The organism is Sphingomonas sp. SORGH_AS_0950 (genome assembly GCF_030818415.1).
Taxonomy (GTDB): Bacteria; Pseudomonadota; Alphaproteobacteria; order Sphingomonadales; family Sphingomonadaceae; genus Sphingomonas.
Genome location: NZ_JAUTAE010000001.1, coordinates 1,348,336 through 1,362,639, shown reverse-complemented (window position 1 = coordinate 1,362,639; position 14,304 = coordinate 1,348,336). Strand labels below are relative to the sequence as shown.

The window sequence follows — 14,304 nt, the reverse complement described above, 5'->3', positions numbered from 1 at the left end:
AGCAGGAGTGCCCGCCGATCATGGCCGACGCCAAGCCATTCGCCATGCCCGAAAAGCCTGAAGGCGCCACGGGCGTTCTCGTTCTGGCGAACGGAGACGTGTTATGGGGGCGCGGTTTCGGCGTCGAGGGTGATGCCGTCGGAGAGGTGTGCTTCCACACCGCGATGACCGGCTATCAGGAGATCATGACCGATCCGTCCTTCGCCGGGCAGATCATCACCTTCACCTTCCCGCATATCGGCAATGTCGGGGCGAACCCCGACGATATCGAGGCGGACGCGCCGCACGCGCTGGGCATGATCGTCCGCGAGGATCCGACCGCCCCGTCCAACTTCCGCGCGATGGAGAACCTCGCCGGATGGATGGCGCGGCACAACCGCATCGGCCTGGCGGGTATCGACACCCGCGCGCTGACCCGCCGCATCCGTGCAGGCGGCGCGCCCAACGGCGTGATCGCGCATTCGGCTTCGGGCGAGTTCGACATCGCCGCTCTGCTCGAAAAGGCCCGCGCCTGGCCGGGGCTGGAGGGCATGGACCTCGCCAAGGACGTGTCGACCGAGCTGCATTATGGCTGGGGCGAGACGCGTGAAGGCGGGTTGTGGCGGCTGGGCTTCGGCTATGCCGGTTCCGAGGGCGAGGATCGCCCGCACGTCGTCGCGATCGATTATGGCAGCAAGCACAACATCTTCCGCAATCTGGTTCAGGCCGGTGCGAAGGTGTCGGTGGTCCCCGCCACCGCGTCCTATGAGGATGTGATGGCGCTGAACCCGGACGGCATCTTCCTGTCCAACGGCCCCGGCGATCCGGCGGCGACGGGCGAATATACCGTGCCGGTGATCCGCCAGCTGCTCGACACCGGCAAGCCGCTGTTCGGCATCTGCCTGGGCCATCAGCTTCTGGGTCTGGCGGTCGGCGCCAAGACCACCAAGATGCACCAGGGGCACCGCGGCGCGAACCACCCGGTCAAGCGCCTGTCCGACGGTCTGGTCGAGATCACCAGCATGAACCACGGCTTCGCGGTCGAGCGCGAGACGCTTCCCGCCAATGCGCGTGAGACGCATGTGTCGCTGTTCGACGGGTCGAATGCGGGCCTGGAACTGACCGACCGCCCGGCCTTCTCGGTCCAGTACCACCCCGAAGCCTCGCCGGGCCCGCAGGACAGCTTCTATCTGTTCGAGCGGTTCGTGGGGTCGCTGGAGGCGGACATTGGCTAACTATTTAAAGTCTCGAAATCGCGTCATCGAGGTGATCGGGCGCGAGGCAAGTGTATCAAATATTGGTAATTTCGATATTCAGAGAATACTGGATAGATACGCGATAGATCATAAGTCGGGTTGGGCGCACCGGATTGCTCAGGACATGGCCGATCTCAAACTAGGCGATCTCCTCTTAAGTGCAGAACATGCTGGCATCGTCCCAAACGGTAGATGTATAGAATTCTCTGAGGATTTAGCCGCAAAGCGTACCGTTGTTGGGCGGATGAAATCGGTGTCGAGGAGCGACTGGATCGCCTTTGGCGCATTTGTCACCGCTGTCGTTGCCTTGTTTAAGTGAGTCGATAATGCCAAAACGCACCGACATCTCCTCCATCCTCGTCATCGGCGCTGGGCCGATCGTCATCGGTCAGGCCTGCGAGTTCGACTATTCGGGCACGCAGGCGATCAAGGCCCTGAAGGAAGAGGGCTATCGCATCGTCCTGGTCAATTCGAACCCGGCGACGATCATGACGGACCCTGAGCTGGCCGACGCGACCTATGTCGAGCCGATCACGCCCGCGGTCGTCGCCAAGATCATCGAGAAGGAGCGCCCCGACGCGGTCCTGCCGACCATGGGCGGCCAGACCGCGCTGAACACCGCGCTGGCGCTGTTCCATGACGGCACGCTGGAGAAGTTCGGCGTCCAGATGATCGGCGCCGATGCCGAGGCGATCGACAAGGCCGAGGACCGTCAGAAGTTCAAGGTCGCGATGGAGAAGATCGGGCTGGAATCGGCCCGCTCGGCGATCGCGCATTCCGAGAAGGAAGCGCTGGAGGGCCTGGAGAAGGTCGGCCTGCCCGCCATCATCCGCCCCAGCTTCACGCTGGGCGGCACCGGCGGCGGCGTTGCCTATAATCGCGAGGAGTTCATCGCGATCGTCCGCGCCGGGCTCGACGCCTCGCCGACGACCGAGGTGCTGATCGAGGAATCGCTCCTCGGTTGGAAGGAATATGAGATGGAGGTCGTGCGCGATCGCAACGACAATTCCATCATCATCTGCTCGATCGAGAATATCGATCCGATGGGCGTCCATACCGGCGACTCGATCACCGTCGCGCCCGCGCTGACCCTGACCGACAAGGAATATCAGATCATGCGCAACGCCAGCCTGGCGGTGCTGCGTGAGATCGGCGTGGAGACGGGCGGCTCGAACGTGCAGTTCGCGGTCAATCCGAAGGACGGCCGCCTGATCGTCATCGAGATGAACCCGCGCGTGTCGCGCTCCTCGGCGCTGGCGTCGAAGGCGACCGGCTTCCCGATCGCCAAGGTCGCGGCCAAGCTCGCGGTCGGCTACACGCTGGATGAGATCGAGAACGACATCACCGGCGCGACCCCGGCCTCGTTCGAGCCGACGATCGACTATGTCGTCACCAAGATCCCGCGCTTCGCCTTCGAGAAGTTCAAGGGCTCGGAGCCCGTCCTCTCGACCGCGATGAAGTCGGTCGGCGAAGTGATGGCGATCGGCCGCAACATCCATGAATCGATGCAGAAGGCGCTGCGTGGGCTCGAGACGGGCCTGAGCGGCTTCAACGACGTCGAACACCTCGTCGGCGCGCCGCGTGCCGAGATCGAGGCGGCGCTGGCCAAGGCGACCCCGGACCGGCTGCTGGTCGCCGCGCAGGCGCTGCGCGAAGGCTTCACCGTCGCCGAGGTCCATGCGATCGCCAAATACGATCCCTGGTTCCTGGAGCGGATTGCCGAGATCGTCGCGGCCGAAGCCGAAGTCATGCAGAACGGCCTGCCGCAGGACGCGGCCGGTATGCGCCGCCTGAAGGCGATGGGCTTCTCCGACAAGCGGCTCGCCTATCTGGCGCTTCAGTCGGCGAATCTGCGCGGCATGGATCGCGGCATTGCGCGCGGTTCGGGCCTGATCCACGAGGTCGTCAAGATGATGACCGGCGGCGTGACCGAGCAGGAGGTGCGCGAGCATCGCCAGAAGCTGGGCGTGCGGCCCGTCTTCAAGCGGATCGACACCTGCGCGGCCGAGTTCGACGCCAAGACGCCGTATATGTACTCGACCTATGAAGCCCCGACCTTCGGCGAGCCCGAGGACGAGGCGGTGCCCAGCGATCGCAAGAAGATCGTCATTCTGGGCGGCGGTCCGAACCGGATCGGGCAGGGCATCGAGTTCGACTATTGCTGCTGCCACGCCTGCTTCGCGCTGGCGGATGCGGGCTATGAGACGATCATGGTCAACTGCAACCCGGAAACGGTCAGCACCGACTATGACACCTCGGACCGGCTCTATTTCGAGCCGCTGACCGCCGAGGACGTGCTCGCCATTCTCGACGTCGAGAAGTCGAAGGGCGAACTGGTCGGCGTGATCGTGCAGTTCGGCGGCCAGACCCCGCTGAACCTCGCCCGCGCGCTGGAATCGGCCGGTATCCCGATCCTGGGTACCAGCCCCGACGCGATCGACCTGGCCGAGGACCGTGAGCAGTTCGCCGCGCTGGTCGACAAGCTGAAGCTACTCCAGCCCAAGAACGGCATCGCGCGCAGCCGTGAGGAAGCGCTGATCGTTGCCGAGCGCGTCGGCTATCCGGTGCTGATGCGCCCCAGCTTCGTGCTGGGCGGCCGCGCCATGGAGATTGTCGACGGCCCGCAGCAGCTGGAGGATTATATCCAGACGGCGGTGCAGGTGTCGGGCGACGCGCCGGTCCTGATCGACCAGTATCTGCGTGACGCGATCGAGGTGGACGTGGACGCAATCTGCGACGGCGACCAGGTCGTCGTGGCGGGCGTGCTCCAGCATATCGAGGAAGCGGGCGTCCATTCGGGTGACTCGGCCTGCTCGTTGCCGCCCTACAGCCTGTCGGCGGAGATCATCGCCGAGATCGAGCGTCAGGCCGAGGCGCTGGCGCGCGGCCTGAACGTGCGCGGCCTGATGAACATCCAGTTCGCGGTCAAGGACGGTCAGGTCTATCTGATCGAGGTGAACCCGCGCGCCAGCCGCACCGTGCCCTTCGTCGCCAAGGCGATCGGCACCCCCATCGCCAAGATCGCCGCGCGCGTCATGGCGGGCGAAAAGCTGGCCGACCTGCCGCAGATCGATCGCCACATCGATTATTATGCGGTCAAGGAAGCGGTCTTCCCCTTCGCGCGCTTCCCCGGTGTCGATCCGGTGCTGTCGCCGGAGATGAAGTCGACCGGCGAGGTCATGGGCATCGACCCCGACTTCACCACTGCCTTCGCCAAGTCGCAGCTGGGGGCGGGCACCGTCCTGCCGACCAGCGGCGCGGTCTTCATCAGCCTGAAGGACGGCGACAAGGAACAGATCGTTCCCGCCGCCCGGATGCTGGCGGAGGCGGGCTTCGCGATCGTCGCGACCGGTGGCACCGCCGATTATCTCGACCGCGCAGGGGTCTCGGTCGAGAAGATCAACAAGGTGGCGCAGGGACGGCCGCATATCGTCGACCGGATCAAGGACGGCGGCATCACCCTGATCTTCAACACGACCGAAGGATGGCAGAGCCTGAAGGACTCCAAGCCGATCCGCGAAGCCGCGCTGGGGCAGAAGATTCCGTACTTCACCACGGCCCCCGCCAGCATCGAGGCGGCCAAGGCGATTGCGGCCGCAGGCACCCGTGGTCTTGAAGTACGTCCCCTGCAATCCTACTATTCGCGTTCGCACAACTGATCCCGACATGAGAACATGATGTGCTGGCGGACCGCTTTCCCGGTTGGGAGGGCGGTCCGTACCGGGAATGCGTATGGAAGTGGGGACTAGGATTATGGCGACCGTCGAAAAGATGCCGATGCTCCAGGAGGGCTATGACAAGCTCACCCAGGACCTGCGGCGTCTGAAAGAGGAACGGCCGCTGATCGTCGACGCGATCGAGGAAGCGCGTGCACACGGCGACCTGTCCGAAAACGCCGAATATCATGCGGCCAAGGAACGGCAGGGCCAGGTGGAGGCGACGATCGCCGACATCGAGGACAAGCTGAGCCGCGCGCAGATCATCGACCCGAAGGACCTGTCGGGCGACAAGATCGTGTTCGGCGCGACCGTCACGCTGCTCGACGAGGACGACAAGCCGGTCAAGTACCAGATCGTCGGCCAGACCGAGGCCGACGCCAAGACCGGCCGGATCAGCTACAACTCGCCGCTCGGCCGCGCGCTGATCGGGCGCAAGCTGGACGAAGAGGTCGAGGTGACGGTGCCGTCGGGCGACCGCTATTATCTCGTCAGCAAGATCGAATTCATCTGATCCGATGAATTGGGCAGCGGCACGCGCGACGACGGCCATCGCGGTCGTGACGGCGGTCGTGTCGCTGTTGCTGATCGTCACGGGGCTGGTGCCCGAGGCGGCGATCGGGGCGGGTTTCATCCCGTTGCGGTTCGAGGGGGCGGCGCTGCCCCCCGATCTGGGCTTTGCGGTGCCGACGCTGCTGACCCCGCTGACCGCCACGCTGATCCATGGCGGTTTCGCGCATATCGCGTTCAACCTCGTCATGCTGGTCTATTGCGGCGCGCAGGCGGAGCGGGCGCTGGGCGCGCGGGGGATAGCCGTCCTCTATGTCGTCGGCGCCTATGCGGCGGCGCTGGCGCAATATTTTCCCGATCCGGGTTCCGCCTCGCCGATGATCGGGGCAAGCGGTGCGATCTCGGCGATCGTCGGCGCCTATGCGCTGCTCTTCGGGCAGCGGCGGGCGACCCGTGGGATTGCCGGGCTGTCGGCCGAGTTCACCCATGTCCTGTGGCTGGCGGCGGGGTGGATCGGCATCCAGTTGCTGCTGGGCTTTGCGGGCATGGGGATGGGCGCGATTGCGGTGGGCGCGCATATCGGCGGGTTCATCGCCGGGCTGGTCTTTGCGAAGCCGCTGCTGCTGTGGCGTTACCGTAACGCCTGAGCCGGGCTAAATCAGCCTGGTCATAGTAGATGCGCCACGCGCCCAGCGCGCGCATCAGCATCGCTCATGGCGAACGGAGCGGGGGGCTGCGGCCGAGCCCCCGATCGGCCTGGGCGAAGTCGAAGGCCATGCCTCCGACCTCGCCCGGCAACCCGGATCAACCCAGCGTCGGCTCGAGCAGACGGTGCAGGTGCACCACGACGAACTTCATCTCCGCATCGTCCACCGTGCGCTGCGCGGCGGCGCGCCAGGCCTTTTCGGCGCTGGCATAGTCGGGGAACACGCCCACCACTTCCAGCGCGGAGGGATCGACGAAATCGAGGGTCTGCGGATCGCTGACGCGGCCGCCGAACACGAGGTGCAGCTTGCTCATGGTGTCTCCTGATGGGGTTTGCCTGTCCCTAGCGGCAAGCGCGGCCGGATTGAAGATGCTGTTTCGCGTCGCAACGCTTTGTCATGTCCGTTGGCGGGGGGAAGGTGACAGGGGTGCCCCTGTCATTCTAGGAGTTGGGAATGAACCAGACCGCCGCGCTCGCTTCGCCCGTTGCCTATGATGTCGTGATCGTCGGCACCGGCCATGCCGGAGCCCAGGCGGCGATCGCGCTGCGCCAGGAGGGCTTTGGCGGCACGATCGCGATGATCGGCGAGGAAGCCCATCCCCCCTATGAACGCCCGCCCTTGTCCAAGGAGTATCTGGCCGGGGACAAGCCGTTCGAGCGTATCCTGATCCGCCCCGAACGCTTCTGGGACGAACGCGCGGTGACGCTGCGGCTGGGCGAGCGGGTGATCGCGGTCGGTGCCGAGGCGCGGCTGCTGACGACCGAGGCGGGGGCGATGGTCGAATATGGTTCGCTGATCTGGGCGGCGGGCGGCCATGCGCGGCGGCTGACCTGTGCGGGGCATGATCTGGCGGGGGTGCATGGCGTACGCAGCCGCGCCGATGTCGATCGCCTGATCGCCGAGCTTCCGGCGGTGCGCGAGGTGGTGGTGATCGGCGGCGGCTATATCGGGCTGGAGGCGGCCGCGGTGCTGACCAAGTTCGGCAAGCAGGTGACGATCGTCGAGGCGCAGGATCGGGTGCTCGCAAGGGTCGCGGGCGAGACGCTGTCGCGCTTCTACGAGGGTGAGCACCGCGCGCATGGCGTCACCGTCCGGCTGAACGAGAGCGTCGCCTGTATCGAGGGCGAGACGGCGGTCTGCGGCGTAAGGCTGGGCGACGGGACGGTGCTGCCCGCGCAAATGGCGATCGTCGGGATCGGCATCGTTCCCTCGGTCGCGCCGCTGGTCGCGGCGGGGGCGGCCGGCGACAATGGCGTCACCGTCGATGCGCAGGGGCGGACCAGCCTGCCGCATGTCTTCGCGGTCGGCGACTGCGCGGCGCATGCCAATGGCTTTGCGGGCGGGGCGGTGATCCGGCTGGAGTCGGTGCAGAACGCCAACGACCAGGCGACCGTCGTGGCGCGGACGCTGGTCGGGCGCGAGGTCGCCTATCATGCGGTGCCGTGGTTCTGGTCCAACCAATATGACCTGAAGCTGCAAACGGTCGGGCTGTCTACCGGGCATGACCAGGCCGTGCTGCGCGGCGATCCGGCGACGCGCAGCTTCTCGATCCTGTATCTGCGCGAAGGGCGGGTCGTCGCGCTCGACTGCGTCAACGCGATGCGTGACTTCGTCCAGGGCAAACCGCTGGTCGTGGACGGCGCGGTGCTGCCCGCCGAAATGCTGGCCGACTCGACCCAGCCGCTCAAGGCCCTCTGGCCCCGGCCCTAGGCCCATCGACATTCAGCGATGCCTTTCCCTCCCTCGCCCCTCGCAGAGGGGAGAGGGTTGCGCAGACTTGGTCTTTGCGAAAGCAAAGGCTTAGTCGGAGCTGGGTGAGGGGTGGGCGCTCGCGAAGCGAGCGCGCGAGCCTCTGGGCTCGCTCAACCCCTCACCCAAGCTGCGCTAGCCAGCACGCTGGCAAGCTTCGCTAACCCTCTCCCCTGTCCAGGGGAGAGGGAAGAAGACACGACATTGAATGTCGATCCGCCCTAGCGGCGCGGGCGGTTGCGTGAAAAAAACGTCACATTGATATGTTGTAACGCAACAGACCTTTGGATATGCGCCCCCTCCACGGGAGTAATGTCATGTTCATCCATCGTTTGCCGACGCGGTTCGGCCGCGCATCCTTGTCGTTCGTCGCGCTGATCCTGGCGACCGGCCCTGCCATGGCGCAGACCCGCAAGGAGGCGGCGGCGTCGGACGATCATGGCGACATCGTCGTGCTGGGCACCCGGTCGCAGCGCGATTCCGCGCTCGGCTCCGACCTGTTGACCCGCCGCATGTCGCAGTCGAGCCGCTCGCTGGAGCGCGACCTGCTGGTCGCCAACGGCACCTATCGCCTGTCCGACGCGCTGGAGCTGTTCAGCGGCATCAGCCAGCAGAATAATCGCGGCGGCTTCATCGACAATTTCGCCATTCGCGGCTTTCTGGGGACGCCGGACGGCGGCGCGGAATATTATATCGACGGCTTCCTCGCCAATCGCGGCCTCGCCCCGCCGCGTGACCCCGCCACCACGGAGCGGATCGAGGTGCTGAAGGGCCCGGCGGGCGCGGTGTTCGGCGATATCGATCCGGCGGGCCGGGTGAATATCGTGTCGAAGACGCCGCGCTTCACCCCGGCGGTCAACGCCACGGTGATGGTGGGATCGTTCAACACGCGCCGCGCCGAGCTGGATGTGACGGGGCCGTTCTCCGACACGCTGGCCGGGCGCATCGTCGTCGCGGGCGAGGATTCGGACGGCTATCGCGACTATACCAACCCGTCGCGCCGCGTCGTCTCGCCCTCGCTGACCTGGCAGCCGCGCGCCGGAACCCGCCTGACCGCGCTGGCCGAATATACGCGGTTCGCCTCGGCCTTCGATCGCGGCGTGCCCGCCATCCGGGGCGACGCGCTGGCCATTCCGTCCAACCGCTATTTCGGCGAACCCGCCGACGGGCTGCATCATGCCGACAATACCCGGCTGCAACTGACCGGCGAGCATGGGCTGGGCGGCGAATGGTCGATCAATGGCGGGGTGAACTGGCGCTACACGACCCTGCGCGGCTTTTCGAGCGACCAGTCCAGCCTGCGTTCGGACAACCGCACGCTGTGGCGGCAACGGCGCGAGCGGGGCTATGAGGCGACCGACTTCTCCGCCCGGATCGAGCTGGCGGGCCGGTTCGACGCCTGGGGCGTCCATCATCCCAGCATCGGGATCAAGGGCTATACGCTCGACTATCTCGAACTGCTGCGCCGTTTCCGCCCGTCCGCCGCGCGCCCCTATGCCATCGACGTCTTCAATCCCGTCTATGGCCAGCCGAGCCCGGCGGTCGCCAATTTTACCGACCAGCGCGAGAAGCGGGCGGTCGGGACGCTGTATGCGCAGGACATGTGGGACGTCACCGACCGGCTGACCCTGACCGGGGGCATCCGCTTCGACACCTATCGCCAGAAGCTGCGCCGCAACCTGACCGGGCTGGAGACCGAGGCGACGGGCGATCCGGTCAAGTTCCGGTTTGGCGCGCGCTACCGCGTCACCGACGCGATCGCGGTCCATGGCAATTGGGGCGAGTCCTTCCTGCTCAATTCGGGAACCGGCCGACCGACCGCCGACAATCCGCAGGGGCCGTCCTTCGGCCCCGAAGAGGCCAAGGGGTATGAACTGGGCATTGCCGGTCGCTGGCCCGGCGTGAACGTCGCGGCGACCTTCTTCGATATCGAGAAGCGCAACATCCTGACCAACGATCCGGTCGATCCCAACTTCCTGGCGCCGGTCGGTTCGCTCAAGAGCCGGGGTGTCGAGCTGGACGCCTCGCTCGACCTGGCGAAACGGTGGCAGGTGGTGGCGAACTATGCCTATGTCGACGCCCGCGCCGACGACCGTACCTTCGCTACGCCCGACGTGCTGAACGTCGCCAAGCATTCGGGAACGCTGTTCGTCGTCGGCCGCTATCCGACCGGCTGGGGCACCGACTGGTCGGTGTCGGCGGGGGCGGCCTATGTCGGCGATCGCGCGGGGGCAGTGGACAATAGCGGCCTGCGCCTGCCCGCCTATACCAAGGCCAAGATCGCCGGAGAGATCGGCGTCACGCCCGCGCTGACCGTCCGGGCGGAGGCGGACAATCTGTTCGACGTCCATTATGCGATGAGCTCCTACAGCCCCGTCTGGGTCTATCCGGGGGCACCGCGCACGGTTCGCGTGTCGGCCAGGGTCGCCTTTTAAGACAAGCAGCTTGCGCCCACCCCGCGCCTTATGTCAGATTTAATGCAAAGGTTTGCAGGAGAGTCTGATGCGCTGGCGCAACGTCATGGCGGCGGGGGTGGGCATGGTCGCCCTCGCCGCCCCGGTATCGGCACGGGTCACCGCCCCGGCGGGGGCGAGGATGTTCCGCCTCGACGGGGGCGGGGTCACCTATGCCATGGGGGTGGACGAAAAGGGCTATCTCCAGCCGCTCTATTGGGGATCGTCGCTGGCGGAGGGCGACCCGCTGGTCTCGGGCGATCCGGTCAGGACCGGCGACCCCATCGTGTTGAAGGCGCCGGGCGAGCTGTCGGGCTTCGACCCGGCGGGTTCGGTCACGCTCCAGGAGTTTCCGGGGCAGGGCGAGGGGCTGGTCAGCGAACCGGGCGTCAAGGCGCTGTTCGCCGATGGCAATCGCGACCTCGTCCTGAAATATCGCAGCCACAAGGCCAGTGGCGAGACGCTGACGGTCGAACTGGCCGATATCCGCCGCCCCCTGTTCGTGACGCTGACCTATACCATCGATCCCGAGACGGGGATCGTGGCGCGGTCCGCACGGGTCCGCAACGGCGATACCCGCCCGGTGCGGGTCGACCAGCTGGCGGCGGCGGTCTTCTCGCTGCCGGTAGGGGACGATTACCGGCTCCACTATCTGACCGGCCGCCATGCCGCCGAATGGACGCGGAAGACGGTGCCGGTCGAGGCGGCGGAGACCGTGCTGGAAAGCCGTCGCGGCTCGACCGGCCATGGCAACAATCCCTGGTTCGCGATCGGTCGCGAAGGGCTGACCAGCGAGGTCCATGGTCCGGTCTGGTATGGCGCGCTCGCCTGGTCGGGGTCGTTCCGGATCAGCGTGGCGTCGGACAATCTGGGGCGGGTGCGGGTTGCGGGCGGCTATAACCCCTATGACTTTTCCTGGACGCTGAAACCGGGCGAGTCGCTGGACACGCCGGTCTTCTATGCGGGCTATTCGGACAAGGGGCTGGGCGGCGCGTCACGGACATTCCATGACTTCGAGGTCGCCAACATCCTGCCGCACGGGCGGAAGGCTCGGCTGCGGCCGGTCCTGTACAATAGCTGGGAGGCGACCGCCTTCGACGTGACCGAGGCGGGGCAGATGGCGCTTGCGGAGAAGGCCGCCAGGATCGGCGTCGAGCGTTTCGTGGTCGATGACGGCTGGTTCGGCGCGCGCAACAGCGACAAGGCGGGGCTGGGCGACTGGACGGTCAATCCGGCCAAATTCCCGAACGGGCTGAAACCGCTGATCGACCGGGTCAAGGGGCTGGGGATGGACTTCGGCCTGTGGGTCGAGCCCGAGATGGTCAATGTCGACAGCGACCTGTATCGCGCGCATCCCGACTGGGTGCTGAACTTTCCCGGTCGCCCGCGGACCGAGGGGCGCAACCAGCTGGTCCTGAACCTCGCCCGGACAGATGTGCGCGATCACCTGCTCGCCGTGCTCGACAAGCTGGTCGGCGAGAACGACATCGCCTTCCTCAAATGGGATTATAACCGCAACTGGACCGAGGCGGGCTGGCCCGAACAGCCCGTCGCCGACCAGCAGCGCGTCTATGTCGACTATGTCCGCAACCTGTATTTCATCCTGTCCGAACTGCGGCGGCGGCATCCGAAGCTGGAGATCGAGGCCTGTTCGGGCGGCGGCGGCCGGGTCGATCTGGCGATGATCGGGCTGACCGACGAGGTCTGGCCTTCGGACAATACCGATCCCGCCGACCGGCTGACCATCCAGGACGGCTTTACCCGCGCCTATCCGGTGGCGGTGATGATGGCCTGGGTCACCGACAGCCCCAATTGGGCGAATACCCGCGTCACCAGCCTCGACTATCGCTTCCTGTCGTCGATGCAGGGAGGGCTGGGGATTGGCGCGAATCTCGACAAATGGGGGGAGGGCGACTTCGCCACCGCGCGCAAATGGGTGGCGGCGTACAAGACGATCCGCGAGACGGTGCAGCGCGGCGCGCTCTATCGGCTGGAGTCCCCGACCGGCGACAATGCGACCACCGCGACCCTGTATGTCGGGCAGGACAAGCGGCAGGCGGTGCTGTTCCAGATGCTCCACTCGTCGATGTGGCGCGACAATCCCGCCGCGATCCATGCGCAGGGGCTGGACCCGGCGCGGGTCTATCGGGTGCGGATGCTCGACGGTGCCGCCCGCCCGGCGGGCGTGCCCGCGCGGGCCTCTGGCGCCTATTGGATGAACCGGGGACTGCGCGCGCCGCTCAAGGGCGACTTCGTCGGCACCGCCTTCGTGTTCGAGGCGGAATGACGAAAAAAGGCGAGGACCCGATGGTCCTCGCCTCCATTTTCGATCCTGTCAGGCGCGGATCACAGCGCCAGCGGCTGCGCCTTCAGCTTGCGCGCGCGCAGCATGCCCAGGCCCAGGACGGCGAGCGCGAACAGCGCGATCGTGCCGGGTTCGGGAACCGAGGTCGGTTTCAGGAAGGCGATATTGTCGACCTCGAACGAATCGGTCGGCGAGGTGAAGCGCAGGCCGCCGATCTGGCGTCCGGTGCTGGGATCGACCGTATAGGTGACGTAGCGATTATTGTCGCTGGTCGTCCCTGTCTTGAGGAGACCGTTGGCGATGTCGGCGCCGGTGATCGTCGCGATCGTCTTGCCCAGCGTATCGAGGATGTCGAGCGAGTTGAACGAGTCGATCGTGCCCCACAGGAGGCTGACCGCGCCCCAGCCGGTCGAGCCGGTGCCCTTCAGCTCGGCCACCGTGCCGTTGGTCGCGCCGACGGCCAGATAATTGCCGCTGCCGCCGGACGGCTGGATCGCGCCCTTATAGGCGCCCGTGCTGGTCGAGTCGTTCAGGACCGTGCCGCCGTTCAGCGAGAAGCCCGACGGAATGCCGTTGGTGAAATCGATCACCGTCGTGTCGCGCGCATAGACGGGCGGCACGAGATACGAGGTCGAGCTGACCCCGGCGGACGCAGGAGCCGCCGCGGAAAGGGTGGCGATGGCCGCCATCGCGCCGAGAAGAACCTTTTTCATATCACCGTCGTTACAATTTGCTGGCCGAGCCATGCCTAGCCGCGGACAGCTTTTCAAAAGGTTTCGCGAGGGGCCGCTGTGTCAGGCGTTTCGATGTAAAACAGGCGGGTCACCGCGCCAGCGCGCGTTCGGTATCCTCGCGGGCCTGTTCGACCAGCACGATCGTCGCGGCGCGGGCCGCCGCCGCGTCGGACTCGGCGATGGCGGCGAAGAGCTGGCGGTGCTCGGGCATGGAGTCGCGCGGCAACTTGGCGCTGCGATGCTTGTAGAGCGTCGTCCAGCGGACCGCCGCGCCGATGCTGCCCGACAGGCTGATGAGCAGTTCGTTGCCGGTCGCCTCGAGGATGATGTTGTGGAACTGCTGGTCGGCGGCGCGCCCCTGTTCGGTGTGCAGGCCATGCTCGCCCATCGCCTCCAGCGCGGCGCCCATGCGCGACAATTGCCGGGTATCGCGTTTCAGGGCGGCCAGCTCGGCGGCGGCGGGCTCGACGATCAGGCGAAGCTGGAACAGGCTCTGGACGAAGCCCGCGGGCGGCTCGCCCTCGAACATCCAGGCGAGCAGTTCGGGGTCGAGCAGGTTCCACTCCAGCCGCTCGCGCACCCGCGTCCCCGCCTTGGGCTTGCTGACCACCAGCCCCTTGGCCGACAGCATGCGCAGCGCCTCGCGCACGACCGAGCGCGACATGCCGCGCTGCTCGGCGATCTCGACCTCGCCCGGCAGGGTCGATCCGGCGGCGATCCGGCCGGTCACGATGGCGACGCCGATGTCGCGGGCCAGCGCGCTGTGGGCGGGCCCGCGTCGCTTCAATATCGTCACTTGGCTGCTTCCTTCCGGGCCGATGTCCGCGCGCCGATCCCGGCACATGTCTGACTAGTCTATGGGGCGGGGCGTCGAAAGGAAAGCTTGCGGCGCGCG

11 protein-coding genes are annotated in these 14,304 nt (G+C 66.5%); 8 read left to right on the top strand and 3 right to left on the bottom strand.

Going from position 1 to position 14,304, the window contains the following annotated elements:
- The first annotated feature begins 20 nt into the window (after positions 1–20).
- The 5 genes from carA to QE385_RS05680 all read left to right on the top strand — a co-directional run bounded on the left by carA (position 21) and on the right by QE385_RS05680 (position 6,108).
- On the top strand, positions 21–1,214 hold the full coding sequence (gene carA / locus QE385_RS05700) for a glutamine-hydrolyzing carbamoyl-phosphate synthase small subunit (protein ID WP_307099904.1): 1,194 nt from the start codon (positions 21–23) through the stop codon (positions 1,212–1,214).
- A complete protein-coding gene (locus QE385_RS05695; protein WP_307099902.1) occupies positions 1,207–1,554 on the top strand; it encodes a hypothetical protein in 348 nt (115 codons plus the stop codon). Before carA ends, QE385_RS05695 begins: the two co-directional genes overlap by 8 nt.
- A gap of 7 nt (positions 1,555–1,561) precedes the next feature.
- Entirely contained in the window at positions 1,562–4,894 is a 3,333-nt protein-coding gene (carB, locus tag QE385_RS05690) for a carbamoyl-phosphate synthase large subunit (RefSeq protein ID WP_307099900.1), read from the top strand.
- A 94-nt stretch (positions 4,895–4,988) separates the two neighbouring features.
- A complete protein-coding gene (gene greA / locus QE385_RS05685; RefSeq protein WP_183953050.1) occupies positions 4,989–5,465 on the top strand; it encodes a transcription elongation factor GreA in 477 nt (158 codons plus the stop codon).
- A 4-nt stretch (positions 5,466–5,469) separates the two neighbouring features.
- Positions 5,470–6,108: a rhomboid family intramembrane serine protease gene (locus tag QE385_RS05680; RefSeq protein ID WP_307099897.1), complete on the top strand. Its 639-nt coding sequence runs from the start codon at positions 5,470–5,472 to the stop codon at positions 6,106–6,108.
- A 157-nt stretch (positions 6,109–6,265) separates the two neighbouring features.
- Here the strand turns inward: QE385_RS05680 and QE385_RS05675 are convergent, their stop codons facing one another.
- A complete protein-coding gene (locus QE385_RS05675; protein ID WP_307099894.1) occupies positions 6,266–6,481 on the bottom strand; it encodes a DUF4170 domain-containing protein in 216 nt (71 codons plus the stop codon).
- A gap of 140 nt (positions 6,482–6,621) precedes the next feature.
- Between QE385_RS05675 and QE385_RS05670 the strand changes: the two genes are divergently transcribed.
- The 3 genes from QE385_RS05670 (at position 6,622) to QE385_RS05660 (ending at position 12,657) form a co-directional block, all read left to right on the top strand.
- Positions 6,622–7,878: an NAD(P)/FAD-dependent oxidoreductase gene (locus QE385_RS05670; protein ID WP_307099891.1), complete on the top strand. Its 1,257-nt coding sequence runs from the start codon at positions 6,622–6,624 to the stop codon at positions 7,876–7,878.
- Positions 7,879–8,234: 356 nt separating this feature from the next.
- On the top strand, positions 8,235–10,352 hold the full coding sequence (locus QE385_RS05665) for a TonB-dependent siderophore receptor (RefSeq protein WP_307099890.1): 2,118 nt from the start codon (positions 8,235–8,237) through the stop codon (positions 10,350–10,352).
- 67 nt (positions 10,353–10,419) lie between these two features.
- The gene (locus QE385_RS05660; protein WP_307099887.1) at positions 10,420–12,657 is read left to right on the top strand and encodes an alpha-galactosidase; all 2,238 of its coding nucleotides are present in this window, start codon (positions 10,420–10,422) and stop codon (positions 12,655–12,657) included.
- A gap of 59 nt (positions 12,658–12,716) precedes the next feature.
- Here QE385_RS05660 and QE385_RS05655 read toward each other — a convergent pair whose 3' ends face one another.
- Together QE385_RS05655 and QE385_RS05650 are read right to left on the bottom strand one after the other, a co-directional pair.
- Positions 12,717–13,388 (bottom strand): PEP-CTERM sorting domain-containing protein, encoded by a 672-nt coding sequence (locus QE385_RS05655; RefSeq protein ID WP_307099886.1) that lies wholly within the window; start codon positions 13,386–13,388, stop codon positions 12,717–12,719.
- A gap of 109 nt (positions 13,389–13,497) precedes the next feature.
- On the bottom strand, positions 13,498–14,205 hold the full coding sequence (locus QE385_RS05650; protein WP_307099884.1) for a FadR/GntR family transcriptional regulator: 708 nt from the start codon (positions 14,203–14,205) through the stop codon (positions 13,498–13,500).
- Between the last annotated feature and the right edge of the window lie 99 nt (positions 14,206–14,304).